The organism is Pusillimonas sp. ANT_WB101, assembly GCF_008369125.1.
GTDB lineage: Bacteria > Pseudomonadota > Gammaproteobacteria > Burkholderiales > Burkholderiaceae_B > Allopusillimonas.
In genome coordinates, this window is record NZ_VOAY01000004.1 from 45,192 (window position 1) to 60,790 (window position 15,599).

The 15,599-nt window shown below is 54.2% G+C and carries 14 protein-coding genes; 7 read left to right on the plus strand and 7 right to left on the minus strand.

Annotation, left to right across the window (positions count from 1 at the left end; all coding sequences use genetic code 11):
* Positions 1 to 42 precede the first annotated feature (42 nt).
* The 3 genes from FQ179_RS22770 to FQ179_RS16435 are packed head-to-tail and all read right to left on the minus strand — an operon-like array spanning position 43 to position 4,699.
* The gene (locus tag FQ179_RS22770; RefSeq protein WP_255475033.1) at positions 43 to 1,728 is read right to left on the minus strand and encodes a replication-associated recombination protein A; all 1,686 of its coding nucleotides are present in this window, start codon (positions 1,726 to 1,728) and stop codon (positions 43 to 45) included.
* A gap of 6 nt (positions 1,729 to 1,734) precedes the next feature.
* On the minus strand, positions 1,735 to 2,355 hold the full coding sequence (gene lolA / locus FQ179_RS16430; RefSeq protein WP_149398413.1) for an outer membrane lipoprotein chaperone LolA: 621 nt from the start codon (positions 2,353 to 2,355) through the stop codon (positions 1,735 to 1,737).
* Complete coding sequence (locus tag FQ179_RS16435) at positions 2,345 to 4,699, minus strand: DNA translocase FtsK (protein WP_149398414.1); 2,355 nt, start codon at positions 4,697 to 4,699, stop codon at positions 2,345 to 2,347. Before FQ179_RS16435 ends, lolA begins: the two co-directional genes overlap by 11 nt.
* 44 nt (positions 4,700 to 4,743) lie before the next feature.
* Here FQ179_RS16435 and trxB point away from each other — a divergent pair, with 44 nt between their 5' ends.
* The 3 genes from trxB to FQ179_RS16450 are packed head-to-tail and all read left to right on the plus strand — an operon-like array spanning position 4,744 to position 6,887.
* Complete coding sequence (trxB, locus tag FQ179_RS16440; protein WP_149398415.1) at positions 4,744 to 5,703, plus strand: thioredoxin-disulfide reductase; 960 nt, start codon at positions 4,744 to 4,746, stop codon at positions 5,701 to 5,703.
* On the plus strand, positions 5,690 to 6,514 hold the full coding sequence (locus tag FQ179_RS16445) for a Smr/MutS family protein (protein WP_255475034.1): 825 nt from the start codon (positions 5,690 to 5,692) through the stop codon (positions 6,512 to 6,514). Before trxB ends, FQ179_RS16445 begins: the two co-directional genes overlap by 14 nt.
* 43 nt (positions 6,515 to 6,557) lie before the next feature.
* The gene (locus FQ179_RS16450) at positions 6,558 to 6,887 is read left to right on the plus strand and encodes a multidrug efflux SMR transporter (protein WP_149398416.1); all 330 of its coding nucleotides are present in this window, start codon (positions 6,558 to 6,560) and stop codon (positions 6,885 to 6,887) included.
* Between the two features lie 257 nt (positions 6,888 to 7,144).
* Here the strand turns inward: FQ179_RS16450 and FQ179_RS16455 are convergent, their stop codons facing one another.
* Positions 7,145 to 7,759: a superoxide dismutase gene (locus tag FQ179_RS16455; RefSeq protein ID WP_149398417.1), complete on the minus strand. Its 615-nt coding sequence runs from the start codon at positions 7,757 to 7,759 to the stop codon at positions 7,145 to 7,147.
* 165 nt (positions 7,760 to 7,924) lie between these two features.
* On the opposite strand from FQ179_RS16455, the gene FQ179_RS16460 reads away from it, so the two are divergent.
* The 3 genes from FQ179_RS16460 to FQ179_RS16470 all read left to right on the plus strand — a co-directional run bounded on the left by FQ179_RS16460 (position 7,925) and on the right by FQ179_RS16470 (position 10,606).
* Complete coding sequence (locus FQ179_RS16460) at positions 7,925 to 9,175, plus strand: FAD-dependent oxidoreductase (protein WP_149398418.1); 1,251 nt, start codon at positions 7,925 to 7,927, stop codon at positions 9,173 to 9,175.
* A gap of 202 nt (positions 9,176 to 9,377) precedes the next feature.
* Complete coding sequence (locus FQ179_RS16465) at positions 9,378 to 10,022, plus strand: phosphoribosyltransferase (RefSeq protein ID WP_255475035.1); 645 nt, start codon at positions 9,378 to 9,380, stop codon at positions 10,020 to 10,022.
* Positions 10,023 to 10,219: 197 nt separating this feature from the next.
* Positions 10,220 to 10,606, plus strand: a complete 387-nt coding sequence (locus FQ179_RS16470; RefSeq protein ID WP_149398420.1) for a DUF1090 domain-containing protein — start codon at positions 10,220 to 10,222, stop codon at positions 10,604 to 10,606.
* 573 nt (positions 10,607 to 11,179) lie between these two features.
* Here the strand turns inward: FQ179_RS16470 and FQ179_RS16475 are convergent.
* The 3 genes from FQ179_RS16475 to FQ179_RS22350 all read right to left on the minus strand — a co-directional run bounded on the left by FQ179_RS16475 (position 11,180) and on the right by FQ179_RS22350 (position 13,905).
* Positions 11,180 to 11,515, minus strand: a complete 336-nt coding sequence (locus FQ179_RS16475) for a hypothetical protein (RefSeq protein ID WP_149398421.1) — start codon at positions 11,513 to 11,515, stop codon at positions 11,180 to 11,182.
* A 315-nt stretch (positions 11,516 to 11,830) separates the two neighbouring features.
* A complete protein-coding gene (locus tag FQ179_RS16480) occupies positions 11,831 to 13,453 on the minus strand; it encodes an alkaline phosphatase family protein (protein WP_223146284.1) in 1,623 nt (540 codons plus the stop codon).
* A gap of 281 nt (positions 13,454 to 13,734) precedes the next feature.
* On the minus strand, positions 13,735 to 13,905 hold the full coding sequence (locus FQ179_RS22350) for a hypothetical protein (RefSeq protein ID WP_188074636.1): 171 nt from the start codon (positions 13,903 to 13,905) through the stop codon (positions 13,735 to 13,737).
* Between the two features lie 201 nt (positions 13,906 to 14,106).
* Here FQ179_RS22350 and FQ179_RS16485 point away from each other — a divergent pair, with 201 nt between their 5' ends.
* Entirely contained in the window at positions 14,107 to 15,567 is a 1,461-nt protein-coding gene (locus tag FQ179_RS16485; RefSeq protein WP_149398423.1) for a DUF1254 domain-containing protein, read from the plus strand.
* Positions 15,568 to 15,599 lie beyond the last annotated feature (32 nt).

Consider the following 15,599-nt stretch of genomic DNA (forward strand, 5'->3'; position numbering starts at 1 on the left):
GACCTATGCTGGCAGGGCTTGCAGCCCCTGGGTACAGGCTGGCTAAGAGCGACTTTGCTTGTCGAGTGAACGCAGAAAAGCAAGTTTCTCGGAGATTTTACCTTCAAGCCCGCGATCCGTCGGCTGATAGAAGCGAGGACGCAAGCCGTCCGGGAAATAGTTTTCTCCAGCGGCATAGCCATGAGGCTCATCGTGCGCATAGCGGTAGGCCTGCCCATGACCAAGTTCTTTCATAAGCTTGGTGGGCGCATTACGCAAATGCATGGGCACGGGCGCACTGCCATGCTCTTCGGCATAGCGCCGCGCTTGTTTGTAGGCCATGTAGACGGCGTTCGATTTGGCCGCACAGGCCATATACACAACAGCCTGAGCCAGTGCCAGCTCACCTTCGGGTGAGCCCAACCGCTCGTAGATATCAGCCCCCTGAAGTGCAAGCTGCGTGGCGCGCGGGTCAGCCAGCCCGACATCTTCAATAGCCATACGCACGATACGTCGCGACAGATAGCGCGGATCGGCACCCCCATCGAGCATACGGGAAAACCAATACAGCGAGGCATCGGGATCAGAACCGCGCACGGCCTTGTGCATGGCGCTGATCTGGTCGTAAAACGCATCGCCCCCTTTGTCGAAACGACGCAGGTTCTGTGACAAGGAGGTTTCGAGCCAGGCACTGTCAATTAAGGTATGCCCGGCAGCCAGCGCCGATTCGACCACGACTTCCATGGCGTTGATAACCCGCCGCGCATCGCCGTCGGCCCAGCGCGCGAGTTGATCTCTGGCTGCCTCATCGAAACGTAGCGTGGAAGCGTCGCCGTCGTCTTGAATCGTATTTTCTCCAGCGGCCTCAGTCTGTTCCGCTGTGCCCGCCGGGCTGACCGTGCCTGCTTGGCTCGCTGTGACTGCTTCTTCTGCTTCTTCTGCTTCTTCTGCTTTTCCTGTTCTTCCGGCTTTTTCTGCTTTTTCTGCTTTTTCTGCTTGTTCCGTCTGTTCTGCCGTCGCAGCGCGTCCCGCTTCCCCCGCTTCCCCCGGTCGCACCGATTGTTCTTTTAACTCCACTTGCCCCCCGTGCTCTCCCCCGAGCTTCGGAGCTGACTGGGCAGTTGAGGCGAAGCTGGATGACCGTGCACCAGAACCACCTGCAGTGTCTTGTTCAGACTTTACGTCGACATTGAGAATAGCCACTGCCCGATCGATCAGTTGCTTCAATTCGTCTATGGACAGTGAATTGAGCACATACACCCGAGCCCTTGAAAGCAATGCCGAATTGACTTCAAACGATGGATTCTCAGTGGTTGCGCCGATAAACGTGAACAAGCCACTTTCAACATAGGGCAGAAACGCATCTTGCTGTGCCTTGTTGAAGCGATGCACCTCGTCGACAAACAATATGGTGCGACGCCCCTGCCCCTGTGCAATCTGCGCAGTGGTCACGGCTTCACGAATGTCTTTTACCCCGCCCAGCACTGCCGACATGGCAATAAACTGCGCGTCAAAACCGTCAGCCATTAGCCGGGCAAGAGTGGTTTTGCCGACCCCTGGCGGGCCCCAGAAAATCATGGAGTGTGGTCGGCCCGACTGAAACGCCACCCTAAGCGGTTTGCCAGGGCCAAGCAGGTGCGTCTGGCCGACTACATCATTTAATGTGCGCGGACGCATGCGCTCAGCCAGAGGTGCATGAACGTATGCGCCTGGGTAAGAAGGAGTAAACAGGTCTGCCGTGGTTGCCATGCCGGCCTATTTCATGTTGACCACATCTACGCCAGGAGGAGGATCAAACTTGAACTCACCGGCGGGAAGCTTGGGATTGACAACGAGTTTTTGAAACTCAATTCGCGTAGTTTGGCCAAAGGAATCTAGCAGCTCGAGCCTGGCCGGAAGCCCCTTGGCAAAGCCGATATCCACATGCGTAAACCCGGCGTCGGCTGAACGTGGAATGGCACGCAGCCACTCAAGCCCATCGCGCGCCTTTTGCGGCTCAAGCGTAAAGGCGTCTTCAAGAGAGCCTGAGCCAAACAGAATGGCTGCCGGCGAAGCGCCGATTGACTGATCTACGTTACGCACCGTGACTTGAAGCAGGTCAGGGTCGTATTGATAAATGACTTTGCCGTCGGACACGATAAGCTGCTCATAAGGCTTGAGCACTGACCATTTGAACTGCCCTGGGCGACGAAACGAAAACTCGCCCGACTGAGGCGACTTGCTTTGGTTTTGAGCAAGCACCTGTTGAGTGAACTGGCCGGATGCAGCCGGCACATCTGCGATGAATGTGCGCAACTGCTGGATGGCATCCGCCGACCAGACCGTAAACGGCATGGCAGCCAGCACGGTGGCCGCCAGAATAGATTTAATCTTCATTGGACGCGTTTCCTGCAGGCACCAGAATTTCACGATTACCGTTGGACTGCATGGCCGATACCACGCCAGATTGCTCCATTTGCTCCAGCAACCTTGCTGCACGGTTATAACCTATACGCAGATGGCGCTGTACAGAAGAAATGGATGCCCGACGGTTTTTAAGAATAACCTCGACAGCCTGATCATACAGGGGATCGGATTCGGCGTCGGCGAAGCCGGTTACACCACCTACCCCGTCGCCTGTTTCGCCCTCAAGCGAGCCCTCGAGCAGCCCATCAATATAGTTGGGCTCACCCTGCGCCTTCAAAGACTCGACCACACGGTGCACCTCGTCGTCGTTCACAAAGGCGCCATGAACACGAACAGGCAGGCCGCTGCCCGGTGGCATATACAACATATCGCCCTGCCCCAGCAGGGTTTCGGCGCCCATTTGATCGAGAATTGTGCGTGAGTCGATCTTGGACGACACCTGGAACGCGATTCGCGTGGGGATATTAGCCTTGATAAGACCGGTGATGACATCAACGCTTGGCCGCTGCGTGGCCAGGATAAGGTGTATACCTGCTGCGCGCGCCTTCTGAGCCAAACGCGCGATTAGTTCTTCGATCTTTTTGCCCACAACCATCATAAGGTCGGCCAACTCATCGATAACCACCACAATCATGGGCAGCGTACTGAGTGGTTCAGGGGCGTCAGGCGTGAGTGAAAACGGGTTGGGGATCGGCTCCTCGCGCTTGGCCGCATCACGAATTTTATTGTTGTAGCCTGCCAGATTGCGCACACCCATTTTGCTCATGAGACGGTAGCGCTTTTCCATTTCGCCTACGCACCAGTTCAGGGCGTTGGCGGCATGCCGCATGTCAGTGACCACGGGTGCGAGCAAATGAGGAATGCCTTCGTAAACGCTCATTTCGAGCATTTTTGGGTCGATAAGAATAAGGCGAACCTGGCTGGCATCAGCCTTGTAGAGCAACGACAGAATCATGGCGTTGATACCCACCGACTTACCCGACCCTGTTGTGCCCGCCACCAGAAGGTGAGGCATTTTGCTTAAATCAGCCACCATGGGGTTGCCGGCAATATCTTTGCCCAACGCCATAGTTAGCATGGAAGCACTGGCATGATAGGTTTGCGAGCCTATGATCTCAGACAGCTTGACCATTTGCCGCTTGGGGTTAGGCAACTCAAGACCCATCAGGTTTTTGCCTGGTATGGTTTCGACCACACGGATGCTGACCAGACTGAGCGCTCGCGCCAGGTCTTTGGCCAGATTGACGATCTGGCTGCCCTTGACGCCGGTGGCGGGCTCGATTTCATAGCGGGTAATGACGGGGCCAGCCTGAGCGGCCACAACGACCACACTGACACCAAAATCAGACAGCTTTTTCTCTATGAGACGTGAGGTGTACTCGATCGTGTCGGGTGAAACGGTTTCACCGGTTTCGACCGGCATGTCGAGCAAGTCAACCGTAGGCAGATCAGCACCTACGCCCTCGGGGTCGCGCGGCACGGTGAACAGGGCCTTCTGTTTCTCTTTTTCGACGCGCGGTGATTTGGGCACCGACGTAACAGCCGGTTCTATACGTACGGGTTGATGGACAAATTTTTCTTGTTTGACCACCACGCTTTCATTGCGCTCGGCTTTCTTGGCGGCACCAAGCTTGCGGTCTTCGCGGGCGTCTTTGAGTTCAAGCACACGCTTGAAACTGCGCTCAATGAAGGTTCCGACGCGCTCAGCCACATGCAGCCATGAAAACCCGAAAAACAGGCTGGCCCCAACGGCGGCAAACACCAGCAACAAAAAGGTGCAACCAGTAAGCCCCATGGCCATGGACATGCCCTGAGCCAGTAGCTGCCCCAATTGGCCACCTGCGCCGGCTGGCAAATGCGCAATTTTCTCATTAAGCTGTAATGCTTCAATGCCCATTACGCCCACAAACATCAGGAAAAAACCAATGCCGACCTCCCATTTGACACGCGGTAGCGGTGGTTCTTTACTGGGTATGAGAACGCTGGTCAGTCGATAAAACCCCTGGATGACACGCTGGGCAAGTAGCACAACCCATAACCAGGCAGAATAGCCGAACAGAAAAAGCATGAAATCGGATATATATGCTCCCAGGGTGCCCCCTCGATTAAGCGTGCTGCCCGAGGTGATCGAATGCGACCACGCCGGGTCGGTAGCATGCCAGGTGGCAAGCACAAGACCCAGCCAAGCGGCAAGCGCAGCAAAGACGATCCAGCGAGCTTCACGCAGCAAACTGGAGAGCCGAGACTGGAGAGGAGAGGGCCCATTTCGCACGTTGCGGGAGGACCTTGGAGATGTCGCAGGTAATCTAGCCATGTACTCATTATAATTGGCTGTTCATTTTTTTCGGATTTTCTGTAATGTCAGCACCTAAACATGCCAAAGTATTGATCCTGGGCTCCGGCCCGGCCGGTTACAGCGCGGCCGTTTATGCGGCGCGCGCCAACCTCGAGCCCGTGCTGGTTACGGGTCTTGAACAGGGTGGTCAACTAATGACCACCACCGATGTCGACAATTGGCCGGCAGACGCCGAGGGCGTGCAAGGCCCTGACCTGATGCAGCGCTTCCAGGCACACGCAGAACGCTTCAATACCGAAATGGTGTTTGACCATATCGCTGAAGTCGACTTGTCCAAGCGGCCTTTTTCGCTCACAGGTGACACCGGGGCCCAATATACCTGCGATGCGCTCATTATTTCCACAGGCGCGTCCGCCCAATACCTGGGCTTGCCGTCCGAGCACGAGTTCATGGGACGTGGGGTGTCGGCCTGTGCCACCTGCGACGGTTTTTTCTATAAAAACCAAGACGTCATTGTTGTCGGCGGCGGTAACACTGCGGTCGAAGAGGCTCTTTACCTGTCCAACATATGTCGCACGGTCACCCTGGTGCACAGACGCGACAAATTCCGCGCCGAACCCATTTTGGTCGACAAAATGATGGATAAGGTCAATAACGGCAATATGCGGCTCAAGCTGTTTTGCGAACTTGAAGAGGTGCTCGGCGATAAGTCTGGGGTAACAGGTGCCCGTCTACGCAACAATCAAACTGACACCACTGAAGATATGGATGTAACAGGCGTATTCATCGCCATCGGCCACAAGCCCAATACGTCGATTTTTGCTGGCAAACTCGACATGGAAAATGGCTACATCATCACCCGCAGCGGTTTGCAGGGTTTAGCCACCATGACCTCCGTACCGGGCGTTTTTGCCGCTGGCGACGTTCAGGATCATGTTTACCGTCAGGCCATCACCAGTGCCGGCACAGGCTGCATGGCAGCGCTAGACGCCCAGCGCTGGCTGGAGAATGCCGAGCAGTAAAGGCAGGCGGCAGGTCAGGCTGGCCCACGGTCTGGCTGACCTCAAGCGCCTGCACACTAAGCCCGCCGTCCAGGCTGACGCGCACAAGGCTGGCAGCAATGCCAGCCAGACACCTGGTAGCCGCGCGCCAGCGCACACTGACGTCACCGCCTCCCGTCCCCAAAAGAGGGGTTCGGTTATGCCCGGCAAGCAGCAGCACACCGGCCTTTCACCTCATCCTGATAGCGCTGGCCAACGGCCTTCAAGCAAAGAGTCACTGCTCAGCCCCGAAGACATTGCGCTCTTCAAGCGCGCGACTTTGCTGGTAACCCCGCTAAAAAATAGCCGTCGAGCCATCCTGCACGCCACCCCTACAGGTGCTGCAGATATGCTTGCTCAGCGACGCCAGCGTGCTCTCGGTGTTGAAGCACTTCCCCTGCCCTTGCTGTCAGATCAATTCCACCCTGTTACGCAAGGCGATGACGATGCACCCTATCTGCGACGAGGCCATGGCACCGACTTGCTCAAAGGCCTGAAACGGGGCAAGTGGGTTCCGGGCGCGAGCCTTGACCTGCACGGCAATACGATAGAGCAGGCGGGTGAACGCCTGGATCGCTTTCTGTCGTCATGCCTTGATCACCAGATCCGCTGTGTGCGCATTATTCACGGTAAAGGGTATGGTTCTCGTGATGGTGAACCCGTACTCAAGCAGTCCGTCCGACGGTGGCTCATGCAACTGGACGATATCATCGCCTACACCGAATGCTCCGAGAACACTGGCGGCGCAGGCGCCGTGTTGGTGTTGTTGCGTCTGCGGCAACGCTCCGCTTAATCGCGGTCTGACCACCGCTCATTATTAGCAAAGAAGCACGCAAATGAACTGGCTTTTCCTGAGCATTGCTATAGGTGCTGAAATTATCGCCACAACGGCGCTAAAAGCATCCCACAGCTTTACCCGGCTTTACCCCTCAGCCATTACCGTTTTGGGGTACTGCCTGTCTTTCTTTTGCCTTTCTCTCGCCCTGCGCACCATCCCTGTTGGTATTGCCTATGCCATTTGGTCAGGCGCGGGCATTGTTGCCATTTCCATTATTGGCTATCTTGTCTTCAGGCAAACACTTGATACTGCCGGTTTTATTGGCATTGGTCTAATTCTGGCTGGCGTTATCGTACTGAACGTATTTTCAAAAACAACCGTCCACTGACGCTGCCGGGCACGAAATGACAAAAGGCTGGCATGTGTTAAACACATGCCAGCCCCTGCTTTTTTTATTTTTTATTGGACCCGCAACTTTTTTTATTACCGATTACCCGGCTGCCCATGCAGGGCTATGTCTCCTCACCTGCATGGCAAGATTGTGCACCATAACTTGCATTTGGACACTTAGGGTATGCACTAGTTTTATGCCTTAGGGCTAAAATAAATCGTGAAAATGTATGCCAAAACAATAAAACCCCGGTTTTACGCGATGGCAACCTCAAATCTGTTTTCAACTTCAAGCCAGTTAATAACCTTATAAAACGCCGATACATACTCGTGCCGACGGTTTTGATATTTAAGGTAATAAGCGTGCTCCCATACATCAAGGCCCAAAATAGGCGTATTGCCATGCATCAGCGGGCTATCTTGATTTGCGGTGTCTTCCACAATAAGTGTGCCCCCTGAAGTTACACTTAGCCAGGCCCATCCACTGCCGAAGCGGCTCAATGCCGCCTGCGTAAAGGCCTCGCGAAAGCGATCTTCACCCCCTAATGCGTTTTGTATCGCCTGTGCCAGACGGCCACGCGGCGCACGCTCCCCGTTTGGCGCCATTACCGACCAGAACATGCTGTGGTTGGCATGCCCACCACCATGATTGCGAACCGCCGTACGAACAGGTTGTGGCAGGGAGTCAAGCCGCATCACCAATGATTCGACGGGCTCATCGGCAGCCACCCCTGCGCGCTCAAGCGCCGCATTAAGGTTATCAACGTAGGCCTGGTGGTGACGTGAGTGGTGAATTTGCATGGTTTTGGTGTCAATATGAGGCTCAAGCGCATCATATGCATAGGGCAACGGCAACAAGCTATAGGCCATAGAAACACTCCCGTATAAATGTTAATGATAATCATTATTGATAATAACATTCGGGCCGACCATGCTTGTAGCCAACTGTTTGATCGCATTAATCATTTCGCAAATACTTTCAATGTTTTTCACATATATACTCTCCGGCACGTCTGAAGCGCTCACACTTGGTGCATGGAGCTTCCCGAAAAATTGCTGTCATGCCAATGCTGTGTCGTCGGGGGAGGCCCGGCAGGAATGATGCTGGGCTTGCTGCTCGCACGTGCTGGCATAAAAACCGCCGTCATTGAAAAACACGGTGACTTTCTGCGTGACTTTCGGGGCGATACCGTCCACCCTTCGACCTTGCAGATACTGGACGAACTGGGTCTTAAATCACGCTTCGATCAATTACCGCAGCAGCGTGTCAGCCAACTTGAGGTCATGCTGGCACATGGGCCCTGCGCCGTCGCAGACTTTCGCAAGCTCAAACCATTTCCATATCTTGCCCTGGTACCTCAGTGGGACTTGCTCGCACTTCTGGCCCAGGAATCAGCGCGCTACCCGTGGTACTCGCTGCACATGCAGTCCGAAGCGATACGTTTGGTTCACGATGAGACCAGCGGGCGTGTCTGTGGCGTGCACGCCCAAACACCCAACGGCACGCTGCACATAAGGGCCGACCTGATCGTTGGTTGCGATGGACGACAGTCTATGTTGCGCCACGCTGCCGGAATGCACCCTCAAAATCTGGGTGCCCCCATGGATGTATTGTGGTTCAAGGTGCCAAGGGCAACGTGGCACCCCAAAGGCACCTATGGCGTACCGGGCAGAGGCAGCTTTCTCGTATTGCTGAACCGTGGTAACTACTGGCAGACCGCGGTCGTCATACCCAAAGGAGCGGCAGAGCGATGGCAGGCGCAGCCTCTTCAACTCTTCAGAGACAGCATCACCCGTCGTGCACCCTTTCTGAGTAATGAACTTAATTCGTTGACATCTTGGGATGACGTCAAACTGCTGGAGGTGCGGGTAGATCGACTACAGCATTGGCACCAACCCGGCCTGCTATTTATCGGCGATGCAGCGCACGCCATGTCACCCATTGGCGGGGTGGGCATAAATCTGGCCATACAAGATGCCGTCGCTGCCGCCAATATTATTGCCGCGCCGCTGCTTGCTGGGCTGCAGCCCAATGAATTAACGCTTGCACGCGTGCAACGCCGACGTATGCTGCCAACCCGACTTACCCAGCATATTCAGACCACACTACAGCGCCGACTGATCGCGCCAGCATTGCAAATGAATGAATCAGACGGGCCGATTGAAATACCCGCTCTGTTAAAACTGCTCTTGCGCTCGGACACCGTGCGCTCCATACCCGCCCGCATCTTCGGCCTGGGGTTCAGACGCGAGCACGTGCGTTCACCCGAATGCAAAATGCCGTAGTATCCTGTTAAATTAGAAGTAATAAGAAAACACGCATAGATGGGTTTACCTGGGCAAGAGCATCAAGATACCGCCAATGCTCTCCACATTCAAAAAATCACTCAAGCTAGTCGGTGACACAACAGACTTAAATTGTCTAGTTGGCGTCATTCAGCAACATGCTTGCATAAGCGTTACGCCACGCAAAAAAAGAGAGGCAAATGTGAATGCGCTATTTCGAGACCGCATTGAGGCGGGACAACGATTAGGACAAGCCTTGCTTGAACGCCATGGCAAAAAACCCGGAACTCGCGTGCTCGGCCTGCCACGTGGCGGCGTGCCCGTTGCGAACGAAGTGGCACAAGCGTTGCATGCCCCCCTGGATGTACTGGTGGTCCGCAAGCTGGGCTTGCCTGCCCAGAAAGAATACGCAATGGGTGCGATAGCAAGTGGCGGCATCACGTATCTGGACGAAACAGTCATCAAGGCCATGCAAGTCAGCCGACAATCGCTCGAGGCCGTGATCGAGGCCGAATCCATAGAGCTGAGCAGACGCGAGCGCGCTTACCGAAATGGACGCAAACCACTAGACATCAAGAAGCAAAATGTCATATTGGTTGATGATGGCTTGGCCACCGGCGCCACCATGCGTGCCGCCATCGCCGCAGCAAAAGCCATGAAACCTGCCCGTATTATTGTGGCTGTACCTGTGGCTGCTGCCGAAACCATTGAAGAAATACGGCGAGAAGTCGACGAAATAATTAGTTTGGCAACCCCCTTTCCCTTTCGTGCGGTAGGCGTATGGTACGAGTACTTTCCGCAAACCACCGATGAAGAAGTTCAGGCGTTGGTTAGTCTGACTAATTAAGCTGTTGGTATTGAGCTACGCCACGCTATCCTGGATATCGCGCTCAAGGCTGCAGCATCTTGAGTGCAAACGCGCATAAGCCTTAAGCTGGCTTCCTAGCACCCAGGCCCCGGTACACTACGCATTACACTGTTTTTCTGACGCTACGAGAAGTCTGTAAGAGTCTGGCCAATGCGCTGTTATTCCAGGATAAATCCATGAACACAATCAAGCTTGCGATACCAATTCTGCTATTTGGTCTTGTCGGTCCTGCGCTTGCCGCGAGCCCTGCCTGCGAGCGCAAGGAAGTTGAGATAAAAAACCAAATTCAGCATGCGAAGGAAAATAATAATATGCACCGAGTGCGGGGGCTAGAAAAAGCCCTCTCGCAAGTACAGGCTCACTGTACAGATGCTGCCTTAATTAAAGACAAAAAAGAAGATATTGCTGAGCAACAAGAAGACATCGACGAGCTGCTTGAAGAGATCCAGCAAAAACAATCTGAAGGTCAGTATGACAAAGTACAGAAGCTAGAACGAAAATTAGGGCGCGAGCGTGAAGAGCTGCAATCGCTTCAGCATGAACTTAAAGAACTTGAAGCCTGAAAGGCTTTTAAACAAACCAGCCTACGCCAAGTCTTTAATAAACACCTGCCACTCGTGTTTTCTTCCATCTAAACGATTCGCATGGTCTCTCGGATTTCAGCCTTGATTCATATCTTCTCCAAGCCGGCGGGCAGAAAGAAATCCGGCCACACTGGTTCCTGGGTGGATCGCTGGCGTACCACTCTGTGCGTCTGGACGGGCGATGTGATAAGCGAGTTAGCGGAACGGGCGACCTAGGCTATCTTGGCGTCGTCCTCAAGCAAGAAACAGACACCTGGCATTACACAGGGCAGTTTTCGAAATACCTCAGCAGCAACGCTGGCATGGTGAAGATGATGATGCCTTTCTAGGGGGCAGATTCAGGTGTTCGTGGATTGGCGACGGCCAGGCATTCGGCAAATGCCTGGCGCCGAGAGTTCGCTGCGTTCAACATGAGGTGAGACGCGCACCGACTCAAGCGCACCCATACCGGGCGCGCAGCAAAAAGGCCCTGCTTATCGATGTAAACAGAGCCTTTGAGGCGCCTACTGAATTAGTTTAAAACTGATTACATATTTTCGATCAAAATCTGCACTAACTCGCCCGAAATGTTGACGTGACGACCACGACGCGAATGGCAACAACGACGTACACAATGATCAGGCCCAATTTAAAGATAAAGGGATGTCGCAGTTTGTTTAGTTGACTCATGCCATCCAGCAGATTCAAGACAATCAATGCCAAGGCGATGCCTACTACGCCATAACCGAGAAAGCGTTGCAGCGTCGAATCGGCAAACACCCCAACGGGATTTTCCAGCTGAAAGTGGCCGGCGGCTAGCAGCAGCGTGCACATCAATAGGTTTCGTAAATGATCAAAGATCAGCTTTATTTTGTCATGCACAACAAACTTTTCTAGTAGTTTCAACATTGCTCGCGATCATGATAAGTTGAGACACCTGTAGATGTGCCGGAGAAAGATGGCGAATCAACGAAGCCACAACGTGTTTCCCGCTAAAGGCAGTTCATAGAGCGCAAATAAGGTACACAATGCCTCGATCCGGCGAGCTTCAGCCTGGCGAATATTGCTTAATGGTCTAACCTCCCACAATAGAAACCTCATAGTACGAGATTCCTTGTTTGAGAGCATCGCGGATCCACGCCACAACATCCCTGCTAGTGAGCGCGCCTGATTTTCTGGTCAACTCGCGCTCACTATCTTTCGCCGGGCTCATTTTCACAGCCGTTATTTGTTGCCCTGCATCACTTCCATCAAAGGCGAGCCACGCGCACCGGACGGTGGCTTGATGCCCAATAAAGCCGCCAATGTTGGGGCGATTTCGATCGGTTCAATCGGTCTATACACTCGATTTCCCTTGAACTGGCCACCGACAAACACCACGGGCACAAACGTGTCGTAGCGCCACAACGAGCCATGTTCTACGGTCACACTTTCGCCGTCGAATTCATTGATGAAGTGACCAGACTTGAATGCCAGATAGATATCGCCCGAGCGTTGCGGGTTGTAATTACGGAGAACCGCACGGGTCAGAGCGCTGTCGTCCACTGCACCTTGCTGCAAGGCCGTACTTGATACGGCTAGCACAACGTCAGGTCGAGCCATCAATACCTGTGCAGCCGCTTGCTCTATTTTCTCTTGATCCAAACCCTTTTCCAGAATGGCCTTACGATTCAAATACACATACGGAGGAAAGTACTCCTGAATTAGCGGCTGCTGAAAACCTAAGCGCTGCTTCAGTTCGACAATCTCGGGCACCTCATCCCATTTTTCTGGCGACACGTAGGCCGCAGGAATACCCAAAGTATGAAGATAGCCCGGCGCTTCGGACGCACCGTGATCGGCCGACAGTACGATGACGGTATTTTCCAAACCGATATGTTTGTCCACATAGGCAAACAAGTCCGCCAAGGTGAGATCCAAACGTAACATATTGTCTTCCGCCTCCAGGCTCGAAGGACCAAACACATGGCCTACGTAATCAGTGGATGAGAAACTGATCGACAGATAGTCCGTCACCTCATCCTTGCCTATGTCTTCCGCAGCGATCAGTGCCTTGGCAAAGCTCAGGGTCAAATCATCACCAGCAGGACTCAGGGTCAAAAAAGTGTTGAAGTAGCCGTTGTCTGCCGGGCCGTATGCGTGGGGAAATACCCGACCGAAACCGGGAAAGACGGTTTCCCAAGGCTGATCATCGGCCGCGCCAAATTGATAGCTCGCCGGGTCATTGAGTAAAGTCCAGGATTGGCCAGAATATTTTTTTGCCAGTTTTTGCGCATTCCAATCGTTCACCCATTGCGGGTAAGCCTGATAGTAATACTGGCTAGTGACAAACTCGCCGGACTGCTTGGAAAACCAGAAGGCCTTACCTGCATGACCGGCCATGGCCACCGCACCGCGATCTTTAACCGATACACCAAACAGTTTGGCCTTGCCCGCCGTGGCGATGGCCAGCTCATCGGCGAAGGTGGAGGTTTCAATAGCCAAAGGGGAACGACCATCGCTGGTCGCGACCTTCTGGGTTGGGTCAATCTCTGTAGCCTTAACCACCCCGGCGCCCTGGCTGAGGATGGGGTAGTCCGCATCCTCAATGTTGTATTTGAGTTTGCCACTGTCTCGATCCAGCCAAACGTTAGCCACCATGCCGTGCTCGGAGGGATAAGCACCGGTGGACAGCGAGGTGTGGCCAACGATGGTTTCGGTGTTGGCATGGGTGTAGTTGGCGTTGGCGTACCAGATGCCGTCCTTGAGCAGGTAGCGAAAACCGCCCTCGCCCATGTTTTTGAGGTAGCGCTCTGGCAAGTCGCCACGCAACTGATCGACGGTAATCTGTAAAACCAGCTTTACCATAGGCTTAACATTTTCCATCTGCCCCGCAGCGTAAGGCGGTAGCATCAACAATGCCGCACCGATGAGTATCAAGCTAAGTGATAACGATTTTTTTTCAGTCATAAATTGTCTTTTTAATAAGCCATAAATACAGTGCGCCCGGTTCGGTCAGGGTGCTACAAATAGGGGCCGATTGTTTTAGATCCCGTTATACCTCCAACTCACCGTTGCTGTGAATTGCCCGTTGAGGCAAAAAGAAGAAGGCCTTTTAGAACTATGGGTCGGTTCAAGCCCAAGTTGATTCATGACGGCTGGCCGTAGCCGCTCACTTCTTGCCCTTTAGGCCACTTTATTTTGCCCCAAAGGGCAATTGAGTCTTGATGGGTGGATGTGATGAAATCGAAACGCAATAATGCCGAGTTGCAATCCATTTCGATTTCGGATCGCGTCAATTCGCCGGTTGGTGGCTGCATGATTTTCGATGGCTTCTCCTCCGACATCACCCTCCCGATGCACGCATGCTGAAGCTGGAGTCCGGGCGGTGTAAATCGGATCAAATAAACTGCGGCGGCGACAGCTTTTAGAGTTTGGCCTTGTGTATCTGAAAGCACTTAAGACCAGTTCAACAACCGCCAGAGATAATACAAACAAGTTACAAGTGAGGAGAAATCACGATGAACAAACTTTCCAACTCGGGCTTTAGGTTCGCCCTGGCTGGTGTGTTGACGCTTGGCCTGCTGGTGGCCGGCGGCAAGCCCGCTGCCGCTGCCGAGACGCCGCCGGTCACACTCAGTACCGCGCAGCTCAAGGCCATTGCCGAGGAAGGCTTCGTTTACGGCCTGCCGCTAGTGATGAACTACGCCATCATGAACGAATACGCGGTCAACAAAAACACGGACCAGTTCAAGGCACCGTTCAACCACATCAAGAACGAGCCGCGCGTCTATACCTACAAAGACACTGCGGTCCTCAGCCCGAATAGCGATACGCCGTACTCGCTTGCATGGCTGGACCTGCGTGCCGAGCCCGTCGTGATCACGGTGCCCGAGGTCGACAGCGGCCGTTACTACTCCGTGCAACTGGTTGATGGCAACCTCTACAACGATGGCTACATCGGCAGCCGTGCAACCTCCAACAAAGCCGGCTCCTATGCGGTTGCCGGGCCCGACTGGCAAGGCGGCTCGCCCGAGGGCGTCGGCAAGGTCTTCCATTCGACAACGCCCTTCATGCTCGTCATCTTCCGCACTCAGCTGTTCAACCCCAAGGACATGCCCAGTGTGGAAAAGATCCAGGCCGGATTCAATATTCAGCCACTGTCGGCATTCCAGAACAAGCCCGCACCAGCTGCGGCGCCAGTGATCGACTTCTTGCCTGCGACATCGGCCGGGGTCAAAACGCACTTCTGGAGCTATCTCAGCGCTGCACTTAATTACATTCCGGAGTCCGACAAAGACAAGGACATCCGCGCCAAACTGGCCAAGATCGGTGTCGGTCCAGGGAAGGCCTTCAACATGAACAGTCTCTCGCAAGAGCAACAGCAGGCGATGGCCGAGGGGATGAAAGCCGGTGACGCCAAGGTCGACGAATTCGTAGCCCGTGGTGCCACCGATGTCAATGGCTGGCAGGTCGGATCCTTGTGGGGCGATAGCGATTTCTACAATGGCGACTGGCTCAAGCGTGCTGGCGGCGGCAAGGCCGGGATCTACGGCAACGACGCCGCTGAAGCTATGTATCTGTTGGGCCGGACCGATGCCAAGGGCCAGACCCTGGATGGCAGCAAGCACAACTACACCCTCACCTTCCCCGCCGGTTCGTTGCCGCCGGTCAACGCATTCTGGTCGGTGACCATGTATTACAGTGACAGCCAACTGCTGGTCGAAAACCCGATCAACCGTTACCTGGTCAATTCCCCCATGCTGCCGGACATGAAAAAGAATGCCGACGGTTCGTTGACCATCTACATGCAGCACAAGTCACCTGGCAAGGACAAGGAGTCGAACTGGCTGCCGGCGCCCGACGGCCCGATCTACTTGGCCTTGCGCATGTACTGGCCCAAGCCAGCTACCGAGGATTCTTCGGTCTTGCCTCCCGGCAAAGGCACTTGGCAGCCACCGGGAATTGTGGTTGCCAACTGATCCAGCATAGGCAACGCCGAGCTGCAATCGAT

What these genes read in the sequence shown, in the direction of transcription:
- FQ179_RS16435 (WP_149398414.1), bottom strand. Translation starts at nt 4,699, where the DNA reads ATGGCTAGATTACCTGCGACATCTCCAAGGTCCTCCCGCAACGTGCGA.
- FQ179_RS16475 (WP_149398421.1), bottom strand. Translation starts at nt 11,515, where the DNA reads ATGTTGAAACTACTAGAAAAGTTTGTTGTGCATGACAAAATAAAGCTG.
- lolA (WP_149398413.1), bottom strand. Translation starts at nt 2,355, where the DNA reads ATGAAGATTAAATCTATTCTGGCGGCCACCGTGCTGGCTGCCATGCCG.
- trxB (WP_149398415.1), top strand. Translation starts at nt 4,744, where the DNA reads ATGTCAGCACCTAAACATGCCAAAGTATTGATCCTGGGCTCCGGCCCG.
- FQ179_RS16480 (WP_223146284.1), bottom strand. Translation starts at nt 13,453, where the DNA reads ATGGTAAAGCTGGTTTTACAGATTACCGTCGATCAGTTGCGTGGCGAC.
- FQ179_RS16455 (WP_149398417.1), bottom strand. Translation starts at nt 7,759, where the DNA reads ATGGCCTATAGCTTGTTGCCGTTGCCCTATGCATATGATGCGCTTGAG.
- FQ179_RS16445 (WP_255475034.1), top strand. Translation starts at nt 5,690, where the DNA reads ATGCCGAGCAGTAAAGGCAGGCGGCAGGTCAGGCTGGCCCACGGTCTG.
- FQ179_RS16470 (WP_149398420.1), top strand. Translation starts at nt 10,220, where the DNA reads ATGAACACAATCAAGCTTGCGATACCAATTCTGCTATTTGGTCTTGTC.
- FQ179_RS22770 (WP_255475033.1), bottom strand. Translation starts at nt 1,728, where the DNA reads ATGGCAACCACGGCAGACCTGTTTACTCCTTCTTACCCAGGCGCATAC.
- FQ179_RS16460 (WP_149398418.1), top strand. Translation starts at nt 7,925, where the DNA reads ATGGAGCTTCCCGAAAAATTGCTGTCATGCCAATGCTGTGTCGTCGGG.
- FQ179_RS16450 (WP_149398416.1), top strand. Translation starts at nt 6,558, where the DNA reads ATGAACTGGCTTTTCCTGAGCATTGCTATAGGTGCTGAAATTATCGCC.
- FQ179_RS22350 (WP_188074636.1), bottom strand. Translation starts at nt 13,905, where the DNA reads ATGCAGCCACCAACCGGCGAATTGACGCGATCCGAAATCGAAATGGAT.
- FQ179_RS16485 (WP_149398423.1), top strand. Translation starts at nt 14,107, where the DNA reads ATGAACAAACTTTCCAACTCGGGCTTTAGGTTCGCCCTGGCTGGTGTG.